The organism is Amycolatopsis sp. NPDC000009, from assembly GCF_055563465.1.
In genome coordinates, this window is record NZ_JBVHDI010000002.1 from 141,515 (window position 1) to 156,465 (window position 14,951).

Annotated in this window: 15 protein-coding genes and 1 pseudogene; 8 read left to right on the forward strand and 8 right to left on the reverse strand. The window is 68.7% G+C overall.

The features are described 5' to 3' along the window. Positions 1–114 precede the first annotated feature (114 nt). Positions 115–1,302: a beta-1,3-glucanase family protein gene (locus ACZ3HL_RS06690; RefSeq protein ID WP_465529314.1), complete on the reverse strand. Its 1,188-nt coding sequence runs from the start codon at positions 1,300–1,302 to the stop codon at positions 115–117. 305 nt (positions 1,303–1,607) lie between these two features. On the opposite strand from ACZ3HL_RS06690, the gene ACZ3HL_RS06695 reads away from it, so the two are divergent. From ACZ3HL_RS06695 to ACZ3HL_RS06710, 4 genes are all read left to right on the forward strand, one after another. After that, positions 1,608–2,228 carry a sigma-70 family RNA polymerase sigma factor gene (locus ACZ3HL_RS06695; RefSeq protein ID WP_465410640.1) on the forward strand — a complete coding sequence of 207 codons (621 nt, stop codon included), beginning with the start codon at positions 1,608–1,610 and terminating at the stop codon, positions 2,226–2,228. 301 nt (positions 2,229–2,529) lie between these two features. Beyond that, the gene (locus tag ACZ3HL_RS06700; protein WP_465529316.1) at positions 2,530–3,255 is read left to right on the forward strand and encodes a GAF and ANTAR domain-containing protein; all 726 of its coding nucleotides are present in this window, start codon (positions 2,530–2,532) and stop codon (positions 3,253–3,255) included. A 31-nt stretch (positions 3,256–3,286) separates the two neighbouring features. Then, positions 3,287–4,000, forward strand: a complete 714-nt coding sequence (locus tag ACZ3HL_RS06705) for a GAF and ANTAR domain-containing protein (RefSeq protein ID WP_465529318.1) — start codon at positions 3,287–3,289, stop codon at positions 3,998–4,000. A 52-nt stretch (positions 4,001–4,052) separates the two neighbouring features. After that, positions 4,053–4,967, forward strand: a complete 915-nt coding sequence (locus ACZ3HL_RS06710; protein ID WP_465529320.1) for a LysR substrate-binding domain-containing protein — start codon at positions 4,053–4,055, stop codon at positions 4,965–4,967. Here the strand turns inward: ACZ3HL_RS06710 and ACZ3HL_RS06715 are convergent. Then, positions 4,949–5,938 (reverse strand): small ribosomal subunit Rsm22 family protein, encoded by a 990-nt coding sequence (locus ACZ3HL_RS06715; protein WP_465529322.1) that lies wholly within the window; start codon positions 5,936–5,938, stop codon positions 4,949–4,951. The genes ACZ3HL_RS06710 and ACZ3HL_RS06715 overlap by 19 nt on opposite strands. Before the next feature lie 152 nt (positions 5,939–6,090). Here ACZ3HL_RS06715 and ACZ3HL_RS06720 point away from each other — a divergent pair, with 152 nt between their 5' ends. Together ACZ3HL_RS06720 and ACZ3HL_RS06725 are read left to right on the forward strand one after the other, a co-directional pair. Next, complete coding sequence (locus ACZ3HL_RS06720) at positions 6,091–6,507, forward strand: YciI family protein (RefSeq protein WP_465529324.1); 417 nt, start codon at positions 6,091–6,093, stop codon at positions 6,505–6,507. A gap of 30 nt (positions 6,508–6,537) precedes the next feature. Then, positions 6,538–7,812, forward strand: a complete 1,275-nt coding sequence (locus ACZ3HL_RS06725) for an RNA polymerase sigma factor (protein ID WP_465529326.1) — start codon at positions 6,538–6,540, stop codon at positions 7,810–7,812. A 56-nt stretch (positions 7,813–7,868) separates the two neighbouring features. On the opposite strand, the gene ACZ3HL_RS06730 is transcribed toward ACZ3HL_RS06725, so the two are convergent. The 6 genes and pseudogenes from ACZ3HL_RS06730 to ACZ3HL_RS06755 form a co-directional block, all read right to left on the reverse strand. Beyond that, positions 7,869–8,264 (reverse strand): sigma factor-like helix-turn-helix DNA-binding protein, encoded by a 396-nt coding sequence (locus tag ACZ3HL_RS06730; RefSeq protein WP_465410654.1) that lies wholly within the window; start codon positions 8,262–8,264, stop codon positions 7,869–7,871. A 120-nt stretch (positions 8,265–8,384) separates the two neighbouring features. After that, positions 8,385–9,257: a nuclease gene (locus ACZ3HL_RS06735; protein WP_465529328.1), complete on the reverse strand. Its 873-nt coding sequence runs from the start codon at positions 9,255–9,257 to the stop codon at positions 8,385–8,387. A 189-nt stretch (positions 9,258–9,446) separates the two neighbouring features. After that, positions 9,447–11,133 (reverse strand): annotated as a pseudogene (locus tag ACZ3HL_RS06740) (L-lactate permease). A 1-nt stretch (position 11,134) separates the two neighbouring features. Beyond that, entirely contained in the window at positions 11,135–11,917 is a 783-nt protein-coding gene (locus tag ACZ3HL_RS06745; protein ID WP_465410659.1) for an IclR family transcriptional regulator, read from the reverse strand. A gap of 281 nt (positions 11,918–12,198) precedes the next feature. Then, entirely contained in the window at positions 12,199–12,606 is a 408-nt protein-coding gene (locus tag ACZ3HL_RS06750; RefSeq protein ID WP_125782248.1) for a CoA-binding protein, read from the reverse strand. Between the two features lie 34 nt (positions 12,607–12,640). Beyond that, the gene (locus ACZ3HL_RS06755; RefSeq protein ID WP_465529331.1) at positions 12,641–13,213 is read right to left on the reverse strand and encodes a hypothetical protein; all 573 of its coding nucleotides are present in this window, start codon (positions 13,211–13,213) and stop codon (positions 12,641–12,643) included. 130 nt (positions 13,214–13,343) lie between these two features. On the opposite strand from ACZ3HL_RS06755, the gene ACZ3HL_RS06760 reads away from it, so the two are divergent. After that, positions 13,344–14,141: a 2-keto-4-pentenoate hydratase gene (locus ACZ3HL_RS06760; RefSeq protein ID WP_410648071.1), complete on the forward strand. Its 798-nt coding sequence runs from the start codon at positions 13,344–13,346 to the stop codon at positions 14,139–14,141. Further along, positions 14,138–14,899, forward strand: a complete 762-nt coding sequence (locus ACZ3HL_RS06765) for a 2-keto-4-pentenoate hydratase (protein ID WP_465529333.1) — start codon at positions 14,138–14,140, stop codon at positions 14,897–14,899. Before ACZ3HL_RS06760 ends, ACZ3HL_RS06765 begins: the two co-directional genes overlap by 4 nt. Positions 14,900–14,951 lie beyond the last annotated feature (52 nt).

A 14,951-nucleotide genomic window follows, 5' to 3' on the forward strand; every position in this document is an offset into this window, starting at 1 on the left:
ACCAGCCAGCACCAGCGGCACCAGGCACCCACCAGGCACCCAGCGGTACCACCCCCCCGCGGTGAAGGGGCCTTCCCGGCATCCGATGCAGGAGAAGCCCCTTCACCCCGGCTCCTAGAACGCGGTCAGAACGATCCGCGCGGTCCGCGGGTCCCCGTCGTGCACCAGCGACTCGAAGTGCCCGACGTCGTCGAACGCGAACCCGTACGCCTTCCCGTCGACCATCTGCTCGTGCACGATCCGCGAGTAGTGGTCGGTCACGGCCTGCTTGTAGAACTGGCCCGCGTCGTACGTCGGCTGCGTGTGCAGGGTGCCGAGGGTCGACCGGTGCAGCGCCGCGCACAGTGTCCGCGCGATCGGCCCGACGACCTGGTCGTTCGGCGCGTGCAGCCGTCCGTCGCAGTTGAAGACGTCGCGGGTGCTCGGCTTGGTGAACGAAGCCACCGTGGCGCCCGAGGTGTCGGTGAAGCGCAGGACGTCGTCCCCGCCGGTCCGGCCGGTGAACTTCTTGCCGGGTTCGGCTTCGAACGGGACAACGGTCAGCGGTGTCGACTTGTAGGTGTTCCAGGCGCTCGTGACGTAGCCGTCGAGGTAGGTCCCGCTGAACTTGCCGGTGTCGAGCCCCTTGCCGGGAGCGAGTACCCGCAGCCGGTTGTACACCAGGTTCGAGAATCCGGACTGTCCTTGGACGGCGTTGAAGATGGCTTCGCGGCCACCCGCCTTGAGCCGTCCGGCCTCCTTGTTCGTCCCCGCCCCGTTGGTGAGCCCGACGGCGTGCGGCACGCTGAACATGTCGACCTGCGAGCTGTTGATGAACAGCCCACTGTTGTCGTAGGTGAATTCGCTCCAGTCGAACAGGATGTCGCGGTTCGGGTCACCGTCGGCCCACGGCGCGGGCTGCACCAGGCCGTCCGGGGTCAGGAAGAACTTGATCTTCTGCCCGAACGACATGTAGACCCGGCCCGAGAGCATCCGCGGGATCCGCAGCGTGGTCGAGCCGCCGTTGCCGGGGCCCGCGATCGAGACGTCCGGCGCGGGGCTCGGCGGGTTCGCGCCCGGCGGCCACGGCGTGAAGGTGCCGCCGGCGTTGACGTAGCCGAGTTTCCCGGTGTTGAGGTTCGTGCCGAGCACGTACAGGTGGACCGCCTCGGAGCGGTTCGAGTTGTTGGTGACGGTCAGCGGCAGCGGATCGGGGCCCGCGGCGACCGCGGTGGGTGCCGAAAGCGCCGATACTCCGGTGACCAGGGGAAGGGCGACCGCCAACACGGTCAAGACGCGCCGGATCTTCTTGCGGATGCGCACAGTTCACTCCTCGGCGGAATCCCGCCGCGGAGCGTGGACGCGCCGCGGCGGTGCTTGCGGATGTCGGCCGGGGGCGCGTTCCCGGCCTTGGCGTGACCTTGGCGAGGGGTCTCAGCACGGGAAGTTACGTCGCCGGACGCGGAGATGTCCAGACCACTGGTGGGAATCTGTCCGATTTTCGGCTGGGCCGGACAATTTGTCGCGGGCCTTTCGTCGATTGAGGTGGCCGGATTCCTCGGCTACCGTTGGCCGGGTTCCGTCCTGGACCCCGGCGGCCGGGTTTTCTCATCCGTGGGGAGCGGGACATGAGCGACGAGTTTCCGATGCGAAGAACCGGCGGCGGTGAGACGTGGATATCCCCCGCCTGCTGGGACGGGCTGGCCAGGGCGGCGGTGGACGCCGAGCCGCACGCCATGGACGAACTCATGGCCGCACTCGTGCCGTGGGCGCGGCAGTACGCCGAAACCCGCCTCGGCGGCCATGAGCTGACCTATCTCGAACCGGCCGACGTGGCACAGGAGATCTGCCTCGCGGTCTTCGTCGCGGTCCCCGCTTACGGCCGCCGCGGCGGCTCCTTCCTGTTCCTCCTGCGCGCCATCGCGGCGAACAAGGTCGCCGACGTCTTCCGGAAGGCCGCGCGGAGCAAGCAGGTGCTGACCGGCGAGCTCCCCGAACGTCCGGCGGGCGCCGCGGAGGAACCCGAGCAGCGCGCCCTGCGGACCGATCTCGGTATCCGGCTCGGCAGGCTGATGCGGACGCTGCCGACCTCCCACCGGGAGGTGCTGGGCATGCGGGTGATCGGCGAGCTGACGTCGGACGAGACCGCGGCCGCGCTCGGGACGACGTCGTCACGGGTGCGGGTGACCAAACACCGCGCGATCAGCAGGCTGCGCGCCTGCGCTCAGCGCCAGGACGCTTTGAGCTGAATGCGGATCAGCAGCCGGAAAAACGGATTCTCCCGTTTGGCACGGGTTTCGAGAATGCGAACGCACATGGCCCCTCCAGAGCTCGCCGTCGAGTTCCGCTGCCGGGGGCCGGGACAAGCGGTCTCGGATTCCACCCTAGGCGCGGACCGGTGAGCCGGAACCGGCCGAACGGACCATTGATGCCGGGCGATTCGTCACGGAAAACGTGGGAGGATGGTCGTGGTGCGGGCAAGTCGTACGTGCCGTTCGCCTTTGCTCCCGGCGGTCCCGTCCGATACCGGGCAGCACCGGGAGGCGCGCCATGGGGATTCGACGGCGTGATCGCGCCGCTTCGATCTGGGCGAAGATGTGTTTTCTCGCTTCGGAAAACGATTCACCGGTCTCGATCGAACACGCCTGCGTCCTGTGCGGAGAGGTCCTCGACGCCGCGGGTGTCGGACTCGCGCTCACCCTCGGCGGAGGTCTCGCCGAGCCGGTCTTCGCCACCGACGAACGCAGTCGCGAATTGGAAGATCTGCAGTTCACCTTGGGCGAAGGTCCCACGGTGGAAGTCGTGCGCGGCGGTATGCTCGTCGTCGTAACCGATGTGACCAGTTCGGAGGCATCACTCCGATGGCCGATGTTCGCGCCCGAGGCGATCGGCCGAAGCGTGAAATCGATCGTCGCGGTGCCGATCCGGGCCGGTGCGGTCGAAGTGGGCGTTGTCGGCTGCTATCGCGAATTCGCCGGGGCTCCGTCGAGGGAACGCCGGGCGCAAGCACTCGTCTGCGCCGAAGCGGTGATCGCCCTCGCCATCGCCGAGACCGACGCCGGCGGGCCGGGGCCGGCCGGATTGATCGATCGCGGATTCACCGGCCGACGCGACCGGGTGCATCAGGCCGCGGGGATGGTGTCGGTCCAGCTCGGCATCGGGCTCGCGGACGCGCTCGCGCGCTTGCGCGCCTTCGCCTACGCCAACGACCGGAAGCTCGACGAGGTGGCCAGGGACGTGGTGCTTCGCCGGGTCACGTTCCGGTCCGGACCATGACGGACGTGAGCCCGAGGAGACAGCGGAGACGATGACCGACCTGACGGCCGGCTTGCGGGAGACCTTCGTCCAGTTGGCGGACACCCTCGTCGACGACTTCGACCTCGTCGAGTTCCTCGATCTGTTCGCTTGCAGTTGCGTCGAACTGCTCGGGGTCGGTGCCGCCGGGCTGGTGCTCGCCGACGCGCGCGGCACGCTCACCATGGTCGCCGCGTCCGATGAAAAGACCCGTCTGCTCGAATTGTTCCAGCTGCGGAAATCGGAGGGGCCGGGGCTGGACTGCCACCGGGACGCCGAGCCGGTGGACTGCCCGGATCTGGCGAAGGTGGGCAAGCGCTGGCCGAAGTTCTCCCGGGAGGCGGAAAACGCCGGATTCCGTTCCGTGTACGCCTTGCCGATGCGGCTTCGTGACGAAGTGATCGGTGCGCTGAACCTGTTCGGCACGAGCCCCGCTTCGCTCGATGCCGCCGGAACGTGCCTGGGGCAAGCGCTCGCGGACGTCGCGACGATCGGCATCCAGCATCACCGGATGTGGCAGCGGCAGGAGATCGTCACCGCGCAGCTCCAGACGGCGTTGAACAGCAGGGTGATCATCGAGCAGGCGAAGGGCGTTCTCGCCGAACGGCTCCGGGTTTCGGTGGACGACGCGTTCGGCGTATTGCGCGCCCACGCGCGGAGCAACAATCGCAAGATCCTGTCCGTGGCGGCCGGGATCGTCGACCGCACAGTGGAAATCCCGCGCTGAACGATACCGGTTCGGCGCTTGTCCGTCCCCCGGTGATACCTAGACTGGCTGGGTGTTTTCCCTGGAGCAGCTGGTGAGTTTCGTCGCGGTGGCCGAGGAACTGCACTACGGCCGGGCGGCGGAGCGGCTCTCGATGACCCAGCCGCCGTTGAGCAGGCGGATCCAGTTGCTGGAGCGCGAACTGGGGGTCGAGCTTTTCGACCGGACGCATCGCGCCGTCCGGCTGACCCCCGCCGGACGGGTTTTTCTCGCCGAGGCAAGGAAGATCCTGCGTTCGGCACAGGAGGCGACGCTGTACGCCCGGCGGGCGAAGAAGGGGGAGGCGGGGGTCGTCACACTCGGTTTCACCGCCACGGCGGCGTACTCGTACCTCGAACGCGTCATCGCCGTGGCGAACGCCGAGGTGCCCGGTGTCGATCTCGTGCTCCGGGAGATGGTGACGGCGGCGCAGGTGGAGGAGCTGCTGGCGGGCGGCATCGATCTCGGCATGATCCGGCCGCCGGTCACCGGAGCCGACGTCCTGACGCTGCCGCTGTGGCGGGAGCCGCTGCTGGCGGCGTTGCCGTCGGCGCATCCGTTGGCGCGACGCAAGAAGAATCCCGACGTCCGCGACTTCGACGGCGAGCCGTTCATCATGTATTCGCCGTCGGAGGGCCGCTATTTCCACGACCTGCTCGTGGCGGTGTTCCGCGCTGCCCGGGTGCTGCCGGAATACACGCAATACCCCTGTCAGGTGCATACGGTCCTCGCGCTGGTGAAGGCGGAACTCGGGGTCGCGCTGGTTCCGGCGGCGGCCGCCACGCTGCGCTTCGAGGGGGTGGTGCTCCGTCCGGTGGACGGTGTGGAGAACCGCCCGGTCGAACTCGAACTGATGTGGCGGCGGAGCAACGACAATCCGGCGCTCGGCGCGTTGCTCGCCGCCGTCGGCGATCTGGCGCGGCGAACTCGTCAGTCCACTGTGGACTGAGGAGGCCAGGCGTCGCCCCATTCGGCGTCGCGGGCCGCGCGGTAGACCGTGCCGTGCCGTTTGGTGACGATCGTTTCGGTGAGCCCCGCCCCGGCGCAGAGGGAGAGGCCGACCATGCCCTTGCGTTTGGCCGGATGCCGCAGGATGCGGGCTTCGGCGCGTTCCGGCGCCGTGCGCGACGCGACGACGTAGGAGAACTTCTCGTCCTCGAAGCCGAGCGTGCCGGACTTGAGCTGGCGGTGCAGGCCGGTGCGCGGGAGCCGCGCGGCGAAATGGCACCAGTCCTCGCCGCGCGGGATCGGGCACGCGCCCTCGTGCGGACAGGGTGCGACCAGGGAGAGCCCGAGCCCGACGAGCTGATCACGCGCTTCGACGATCCGTTCGTAGCCGGCCGGGGTGCCGGGCTCGATCAGGACGAGCATCCCGGCCTTGGCCGACAGCCAGCCGACGGCGTCGGCCCGGCGGGCTTCGGGCAGCTCGCCCAGGACATAGGAGAGCGTCACCAGGTCGGCCTCGGGCGCGGGCGCGGCCGGGTCGATCAGACCACGCCGCCAGGTCGAGCCCCGGACGGCCTTGTCCCCGCCGTGCTCCGCCAGCCGCCGCCCCAGCGCGATCGCGCCCGGGACCTGCTCGACGACGGTGCTCTCCTCCAGCGACGGCCACACGCCGGCCGCCGCCCAGATCGCGGCACCGGTCCCGCCGCCGACGTCGATCTGTGTCCGCGGAGCGAACCCGGGACTGCGGAGGGCGGCTTCGGTGAGAACGGCGTGTACGGCCGCGTACGTGGCCGGCATCCGGTAGCCCGCGTACGCCGCGATGTCGACGTCGGAAGAGAGGATGGGCGCGCTCGCCGGATTGTTCTCGCGGTAGCGCGTGCTGAGCCGCTCGACGGACTGCGTCAGCCTGTTCTGCGGGTACTTGCCCAGCTCTTCGTCGAGGGCGGAGCGAAGGGTTTCGGGGAGTGCGGCCACGAGGGGTCATTATCTCATGAGCGCTTGACCTGCGGTTTTCCGGCTGCTCGAATGACCGCGGAAAAAAGTTCGGGGACCGTGTCGAAACCAGGGCCGCCCGATCGACGCGTAGATGTGGCAGGGACGAGCCCCGCCGGGAACGGAGACCTCAGATGCGGTTCATGGTGATTGTCAAGAGCGACGAGAAGTCGGACGTGGCCGGTGCGCAGCCGAGCGCCGAGGATCTGCAGGAGATGGGGAAGTTCAACGAGGAGCTGGTGAAGGCCGGCGTCATGCTCGCGGGTGAAGGCCTGCTGCCCAGCGCCGAGGGATTCCGCATCCAGTACTCCGGCGACACCGAGGCCAGGGTCGTCGACGGGCCCTTCGCCGAGAGCAAGGAACTCATCGCGGGTTTCTGGATCCTGCAGGTGAAGGACCGGGCCGAGGTCGTCGAATGGATGAAGCGCGCGCCGTTCCGCGAGGGCGAGATCGAGATCCGCCGGATCGCGGAGATGGAGGACTTCGACAACGCGACCCCGGAGATCGTCGAGCGTGAGCAGCGCCTGCGGGAGCAGGCCGGGGGGAACTAGTGGTTGCGGTCGTCGCGCCGACGATGTTGATTGGTCGGCGTGACGGCAACAGCAGACCCCCGTTCGGCGATCGACGCGGTGTGGCGGATCGAATCGGCCCGCCTCATCGCCGGCCTCGCGCGGATGACGCGAGATGTCGGACTCGCGGAGGAACTGGCGCAGGACGCGCTGGTCGCCGCGCTCGAACAGTGGCCTGAGTCGGGCGTCCCGAGGAATCCGGGCGCCTGGCTCATGACCACGGCGAAACGCCGCGCCGTCGACACCTTCCGGCGCAACGAGCGGTACGAGAAGAAGCTCGGCGAGATCGGCCGCGAGCTGGAGTTCGAGGAGGATCCCGACTTCACCGCGGGGCTCGACGACCATATCGAGGACGATCTGCTGCGGCTGGTGTTCACCGCCTGTCACCCGGTGCTTTCGACCGAGGCCAGGGTGGCGCTGACGCTGAAGATGATCGGCGGGCTCCAGACGCACGAGATCGCGCGGGCGTTCCTCGCCAAGGAGACCGCCATCGCGCAGCGGATCGTCCGGGCGAAGAAGACTCTCGGCGACGCCAAGGTGCCGTTCGAGGTGCCCGAGGGCCAGGACCGGGTCGCGCGCCTGTCCTCGGTGCTCGAGGTCATCTACCTGATCTTCAACGAGGGCTATTCGGCGACGGCCGGCGAAGACTGGATGCGCCCGGCGCTGTGCGAAGAGGCGCTGCGGCTCGGCCGGATCCTGGCCGGGCTGATGCCGAAGGAACCCGAGGTGCACGGGCTCGTCGCGCTGATGGAGATCCAGGCGTCGCGGTCCGCCGCGCGCGTCGGGCCGAACGGCGAACCCGTGCTGCTGATGGATCAGGACCGGACGAAATGGAACCGGCTCCTGATCGGCCGCGGTCTGGCCGCGCTGGAGCTCGCCGAGTCGCTCGCGGACGGCGCTTTCGGCGTCTACGCGGCGCAGGCCGCCATCGCCGCCTGTCACGCGCGGGCGCGAGCGGGCGACGAGACCGACTGGGCGCGGATCGCCGTCCTGTACGAAGGGCTCGGGAAGCTGAACCCGTCGCCGGTGATCGAGCTGAACCGGGCCGTGGCGCTGTCGATGGCCGTCGGGCCGGAGGCGGGGCTCGAAGTCGTCGACAAGCTGCTGTCGGAGCCCGCGCTGAAGTCGTACCACCTGCTGCCGAGTGTGCGCGGCGACTTCCTGTCGAAGCTCGGCCGCCTCGACGAGGCCCGCGCCGAGTTCGAGCGCGCGGCCGAGATGACCGGGAACGACCGCGAGCGCACCCTGCTGCTGAACCGGGCCGCGGAGTGCACCCCCCGCGTTTAGTCCTCTGGATGCGGTAGTGCGTGGTGCGAACCACCGCGTTCAGAGGACGAAACGCGTCAGGCGGGCGCGGGGCGCAGGGCGCTCAGCGCCCGGTGCTGCCCCAGCCGGACGGCCTGGACGGAGCAGCCGAGGGCCAGCGCGGTGTCGTCGGCGGAAAGCCCGACGAGCGACCGCAACACCATGATCTCGCGTTGCTGGCCAGGCAGTCCCGAAAGCGGGTTCGGCAGTTCGGCGGTGGTCCGGTGGAAGTCGTCCACCAGGCCGCGCATGACGTCGTAGGCGAACGTGAGGAGCGCGGGTGCGCCCGCCGCGCCGGCGATGATCTCGCGGCAGCTGTCGCCCGCGACGGCGTCGGCGATGTCGTAGGTGCCCGAACGGCGGCCGATCCGCGCCCGGCAGTAGCGCACGACCAGGACGCGGACGGCGTCGACGAGCTTCGAGGCTGTCTCCATCCGCCCGCCGGCCTCCTCCGGCCGTCGCGAACCGTGTCCTTGCATCGGCTCCCTCTCCCACCTTTCAGATGAGCACGCCGGAGGGGGAGGGAGGTACGGTCTTTTTGCCGACACGATGGCTCATGCCTCGATGAAGACGATCCTCTCCGGCTCGATCGTCAGGTTCACGGTCTGCCGCTTCACGCTCACCAAGGTCTCGAATTCCGTGGCGTGCCCGTCCGGGACGGTGAACAGACGGTCGTTGCGGGAATCGAGGAAGTCGGAGAAGCCGCTCAGCGAGACCCCACCGCTTTCGTCGAGCGCGAGGTAGTCGACGAGCCTGCGGAACAGTTTCGGCAGGATCACCAGTTCGTCGGCCAGTTGCCGCCGCGACGAGAGCTTGAACCCGGAGTTCGTGACGTCCCGGGGCCACAGCCCGAGCCCGTTGTCGCGCGCTTTGACCGCCGCTTCGGCCAAGGCGTCACGCAGGTCGGGGTAGAGCAGCGAATAGAACGTCGGGTAGACCAGTCCGTCCGCGACCTGCCGGTAGTTCGCGGAGTTCTTCAGAGTTTTGACGTCGAGATGGACCTTGGAAAGGTCCGCCGACCGTCCCGGCCGTTGTCCGGGAAAGGCGAACGCGACCGCCCGTCCGTATTTGTCGGCGAATCGCGTCAGTATGTGACCGGGTACCTTGACCGGCGTCGACGAAGTGACCGTTCCCCGTTCATCGCGTTCGACCGTCTTGAAACCGAGGGCCTTCAGCAGGTTCGCCGCGGCGGCGTCCGCGAATTCCGCGGGCTGATGCCACATCCCGCCGGTTCCCCTGGTCTGGTAATGCGTTTCGAGCGCGTCGATCGCGTCGAGCCGCAGCTGCATCCCGCCCCGCGAATTGAGCCGGACCTTCAGGCCCGCCTTCTTGGTCGCCTGGGGATCTTCGGGATAGAACCGTACCGAATCGCCGTCCGGTGAGGCTCCGACAAGCTGGAACGTACCTTTGATCAGCGTCATGGGCATGAGGACAACGGTAGTTCCCATTCCGCTGAACGAACCTGGCGTTCATCCATCCAGAGCAGTCGCGGGTTAAGAACGGGTGACCATTGTGGACATTCTCGGAGACCTTCGAACGGTTGGCGCGGAATGATCATTTCGTGGATGCCGGCATCGGCACGGCCGTCGGGCCGGCCGAAGCGGGCCTGATCCGGCTCAACGACCGGGGATCATGAAGTCCAGCACGGTCGCCTGCAACAACGCGATACCCCCGACCACGGCGGTCAGCACGACCGACCACAGGAAGGTCTGCCGCAGCAGTGCGCCCTCCTGCCCGGAGCGTCCGATCGCGGTGGCGCCGATGGACAGGTTCTGCGGCGAGATCATCTTGCCCATCACGCCGCCGGAGGTGTTGGTCGCACCGGCGAGGATCGGGTCGACGTGCAGTTGCTGTGCCGAAATCACCTGCATCGGCCCGAAGAGACTGTTCGTCGACGCGTCCGATCCGGTGAGGAAGACACCCAGCCAGCCGATGTAGGCGGAGAACAACGGGAACAGCACCCCGGTGGTCGCCAGCGCGAGACCGAGGGTCTGCGTCGCGCCCGAGTAGTTCATGACGAACGCGATCGCGAGGATCATGAAGATCGTCGCCAGTGCCCAGCGCATCTGGTGCAGGGTCCGGCGGTAGGTCGCCAGCAGCAGCCGCGGTTTCGCGCCCATCAGGAAACCCGCCACGATCGCCGCGATCAGGGCCACCGTTCCCGGTGAGTAAAGGAAATCGACGGTCAACGTCGCCGCGTACGGGGTGTCCTTCGGTGTGATCGGCGCGTGCTGGACGACTTCCTTGTGCAGCCCCGGCCACGCGAACACCCAATCGGCCTTGTGCAGCAGCTTCGTCAGGTCCAGCCATCCGGGCAGGTTCTTGAAGATCGTGCCGATCCGGGAAAGGAAGATCGCCGCGATCAGGACGATGTACGGCGCCCACGCGTACAGCGCGCCGCGTCGGGCCTTCGCCGCGCAGAGACTGGCTTTCACCGGTTCTTCGCCGTCGAAACGCCAAACCGCCGACGGCTGCCAGAACCGCGTCAGAAGCCACAGCGACGCCATCGCGGCGAGCGCGGCGACGACGTCGACGAGGCTCGGGCTGATGAAGTTCGAGGTGACGAACTGCATGGCCGCGAACGACAGCCCGGCCGTCAGCACGGCTGGCCAGACCTCGATCATCCGTTTCCAGCCCGCGAGGACCACGATCAGGAAACCGGGGACGATCAGTGCCAGCAACGGGAGCTGGCGGCCGACCATCGACGAGAACAGTTCCGTCGCCTGTTCCTGTTTCATCCCGAGGATCGGCGCGGTCAGCCTGCCCAGCACGATCAGCGGATTGCCGAGGCCGCCGAACGCGACCGGCGCGGTGTTCGCCAGCAACGCGAGCACGACCGCCTTCACCGGCGGGAAACCGAGCGCGGCCATCATCGCCGCGGTGATCGCGATCGGCGAACCGCCGCCCGCGATCCCTTCCAGCAGCGCGCCGAAACCGAACGCGATCGCCCGTCGCCTGGAGGCGGCGGTCCTCACTGAATCCGGCGAGAACCGCCTTGATGTCGTCGAAACGTCCCGTCGCGACGGTCACGTTGTGGAAGTACACGGCGTGGAACGCGATCCAGGCCACCGACCACACCCCGAACACGAGACCCATGGCCGCGGAATCGAAGGCGAGCCCGGCGGGCATGCGATAAAGCAGTACCGCGACCAGCAGCGAGGTGATCAGTGCCAACGCCGCCGAGAGATGCGCCGATCGGCGCAGGACCCCCAGCGTCACCAGCAGCACGATGATCGGCAGCGCCGCCAGCGCGGCGGACGGCCAGAGCGCGCCCGCCGGCTGGTAGTCCTGGAGCCAGCCCACCTCAGGCCCTTTGCGCGCGGACGTAACCCAGCCGGAGCGACAGCGCGGCCGCGGTGCCCGCCACCGTCGCGCCCAGTTCGTCGGTGCGGCGGAGCACCCGGCCGGCGGGGCCCGCGATGCTGATCGCGGCGATCGGCCGTCCGGTGTGGTCGCGGACGGCGGCGGCCACGCAGCCCACGTCCGGTTCGTTCTCGACGTCGTCCACGGCCCAGCCACGACGGCTGGTCCTGGCCAGGTCGTCGAGGAGCCGGACCGGATCGTTGATCGTCTTGAGCGTGAGGCTGTCGAGTTTCATCCGGCGGATGCGTTCGACGCGGTCCTGTTCGGGCAGTGCCGCCAGCCACGCCTTGCCCAGCGACGTCGCGTGCTGCGGGCGGCGGGTGCCGAGTCGGCAGGCCAGGGTGACGGCGTTGGCGCTGCGTTCGGTGGCGACGTAGACCATCGTGTCGTTGTCGGGGACGGCGAGATACGTCGTCTCGCCGCTGCGTTCGGCGAGCGACGCGAGATAGCGCGGCGCGCAGCGGTGGAGGTCGGTCGCCGCCATCGCGCGGGCGCCGAGTTCGACCAGCCGGGTACCGAGCCGCACGCGGCCCGTGGCGCGATCGGCTTCGAGGTATTCGAGGTTCTTGAGGGTGCCGACGATGCGGTACGCCGCGCTCCGGGACAGACCCAGTTGCCGGGCGATCGCGTTGGTGGAAATCTCCTGGTTCTGGCCGACATGCTCGAGAACCGCGAGCCCGCGTTCGAGTGTGCCACTGGAATCCAGGCCGCGTGGTGTGCCCACTTCGCCCCTCCGTTGGACCGGGGTACCGCTGTCCGGCACCTGTTTCCGCTAAGCGGATTCGGACGTTAACAGCTCGCCCGACCCTTGGGAAGGTTTCTTAACAAACTGACGACCGGACAAGTTTTCCCAGTTCGGAGGCTTCTGGTCAAGATCACCGGTTTGGACCAATCCGTTCGGCGGATCCGAATCGGTGTATGACTTCAAAGGTCATTTCTTTGTTCACGGATATGAACGAACCCCCACCGGAAAATCGTGGCGGGGGTTCGGCGCGAAGTGCGTTTCTAACGCACAGACAGATTCGCGACCGCTCGGACGACGGCGGTGCAGCGGTCTTCGACGTAGGCCAGCCCGCCTTCTTCGGCGATCCGGCGGGACTCGGCGGAGACGATGCCCTGCTGAAGCCAGAGTGCTTTCGCGCCGATCGCGACCGCCTGTTCGGCGATCGGCGGGGTGTCCTCGGACGGCCGGAAGACGTCGACCAGGTCGACCGGCTCGGGGATGTCGGTGAGCGAGCGGTACACCTTCTCGCCGAGCAGCTCGTCGGCCGAAGGATGGACGGGGATGATCCGGAACCCGTGCGCCTGCAGCACGGCGGCGACCCCGTGCGAGGCCTTGGCCGGATCGCGGCTCAGCCCCACGACGGCGATCGTCTTCGATCCGGCGAGGATTTCGGTGGCGCGATCGGTCATGACTGGTCCAACGACGGCGGGTGGCCGCGCATTCCTAGAGCTTCCAGAGCCGCAGGCCGCGCACCCGGTACACCGGCCAGACGACGTGCCAGGCGCGGCGCCGCAGGAAGACCGCGGAGCAGGTGAGCACGCTGCGCGCGGACGTCGTCGCGACGTCGTGGCGATCGGGCCAGCTCTCGCCATGCCGTCCGGCGGCGATCCGGAAGACGTTGACCAGGCCGCGGCCCTGCATGTCGAACTTCGCGCCGGTGTCACCGGAATCCGGCGTCAGGGAGGCGATCTCCGGGCCGAACGCGGCCGCGGGCGCGGGTCCCGCGTCGGCGGGAAGGTCACCGACGGTCGCCGAGACCGCCTTGCCGTAGAGACGGCGGGTGTAGCGCTGGAGCAGCAGCCGCTCCCACAACGGCAGGACACGACGATGCTTCAGCAGCGCCGAACACTCCGCGTGCCCGATGGCGAAGATGTCGGTCAGTTCGTCGTAGGCGTTGTGCGCGGTGGGCTCGTTGAGGTGCACCCGCACCTCGTAGCGGATCCGCGCGGTGAGCTCGTCGAGCTCTTCGCGGCGGTCGATCCTGGCCTTCGCCCGTGAGAGCGCCCAATCGGACATGGGAGCAGGCTAGGTGATGATCGGGGTCCCGCGAGACCCTTTCGGCCTAATCTGTTCGTACCGGCCAGTGGAACGGGCGTCTTGTGCGGGCACCGGCGACGGGGCAGAGTCCGACTGTCGGAAGGAGCCCATGGACGCCAGCACGCTGCAGGAGGCCGCGGCCGCGCTGCTCAGCGCGTACGAGACCGGGAAACCGATCGCGCCCCTCATCGAGTCCTATCCCGCCGCGACCCTGGAGGACGCGTACCGCATCCAGCAGCGGCTCGTCCGCCACTGGGCCGAACGCGGCGACGAGGTGCGCGGGCACAAGGTCGGTCTCGCGTCCGCCGCCATGCAGCGGCAGATGGGCGTCGACCAGCCCGACTACGGTCACCTGACCGCCTCGATGTTCCACCTCGAACACCAGCCGATCCCGATCGGCGGCTTCCTGCAGCCGAGGATCGAGCCGGAGATCGCGTTCGTGCTCGGCTCGCGGCTGCGCGGCCCCGGCGTCACGGTGGCGGACGCGCTGCGTGCGGTGGACTTCGTCGTCCCGGCGCTGGAGATCGTCGATTCCCGCATCCAGGACTGGAAGATCAGCATCGTCGACACGATCGCGGACAACGCGTCTTCGGGCGGCGTGGTCCTCGGCAGCAGGCCGACCGCGATCGGCGACATCGACCTGCGGCTGGTGGGTTGTGTCCTGCACCAGAACGGCGAGATCGCGGCCACCGGGGCCGGCGGCGCGGTGCTCGGTTCGCCGGTGAACGCGCTGGTGTGGCTCGCGAACACGGTCGGGCCGCTCGGTGTCGCGCTCGAACCGGGGCACGTCGTGCTGCCGGGTTCGATGACGCGCGCGATCCCGGTGAGCCCCGGCGACACCGTCGTCGCGACGATGGCGGGGCTCGGCAGTGTCACCGCGAAGTTCTCCGGGGAGGAACGGCCGTGAGCCTTGGTGTGCGGGAAGCGGCGGAAGCACTGCTGTCCGGGGAAGAACGCGAACCACTGACCGACGCGTGGCCGGATCTGGACGTCGGCACCGCTTATGCGATCCAGGACGAGGCGTTGCGGCTTCGGCGTGCGCGCGGCGAGACGGTGGTCGGCGTCAAGCTGGGCTTGACCTCGCGGGCGATGCAGCGGCGGATGGGGATCGACTCGCCGTTGCTCGCGTGGCTGACCGACGCGATGGTGCTGCCCGCCGGTGTCCCGGTGCCGTCGCTGATCCACCCGCGTGCGGAGCCGGAGCTGGTTTTCGTGCTGGGGGAACGACTCGCGGGCCCCGGCGTGACCGCGGCGACCGCGATGGCGGCGGTGAGCCGGGTCCACGGCGGCATCGAGATCGTCGACAGCCGCTACCGCGACTATCGGGGCAAGCTGCCGGACGTCGTGGCGGACAACGGTTTCTCGTCGTACTTCACCCTCGGCCCGGTCGGCGTCGAACCGTCCACAGTGGATCTTTCGCTGGAGGCGGCGCTTGTGGAGGTCGACGGCGCCATCGTCGACACCGCCACCGGCGCGGCCGTGCAGGGACACCCGGCGGAAGCACTGGCGCTGGCGGCCAACACCCTCGGCGCTCGAGGCCTCGCGCTGGAGCCCGGCTGGATCGTGCTCACCGGCGGGATGACCGACGCGGTCGACGTGCGCCCGGGTTCACGGGTGGCGGCGCATTTCTCGCATCTGGGCTCGATCACGCTCGCCGGGTCTTGACGGGCGAGGCGACTCGACCTTCACAGCGCCACCAGCAAGAGGCGAAAGCCCC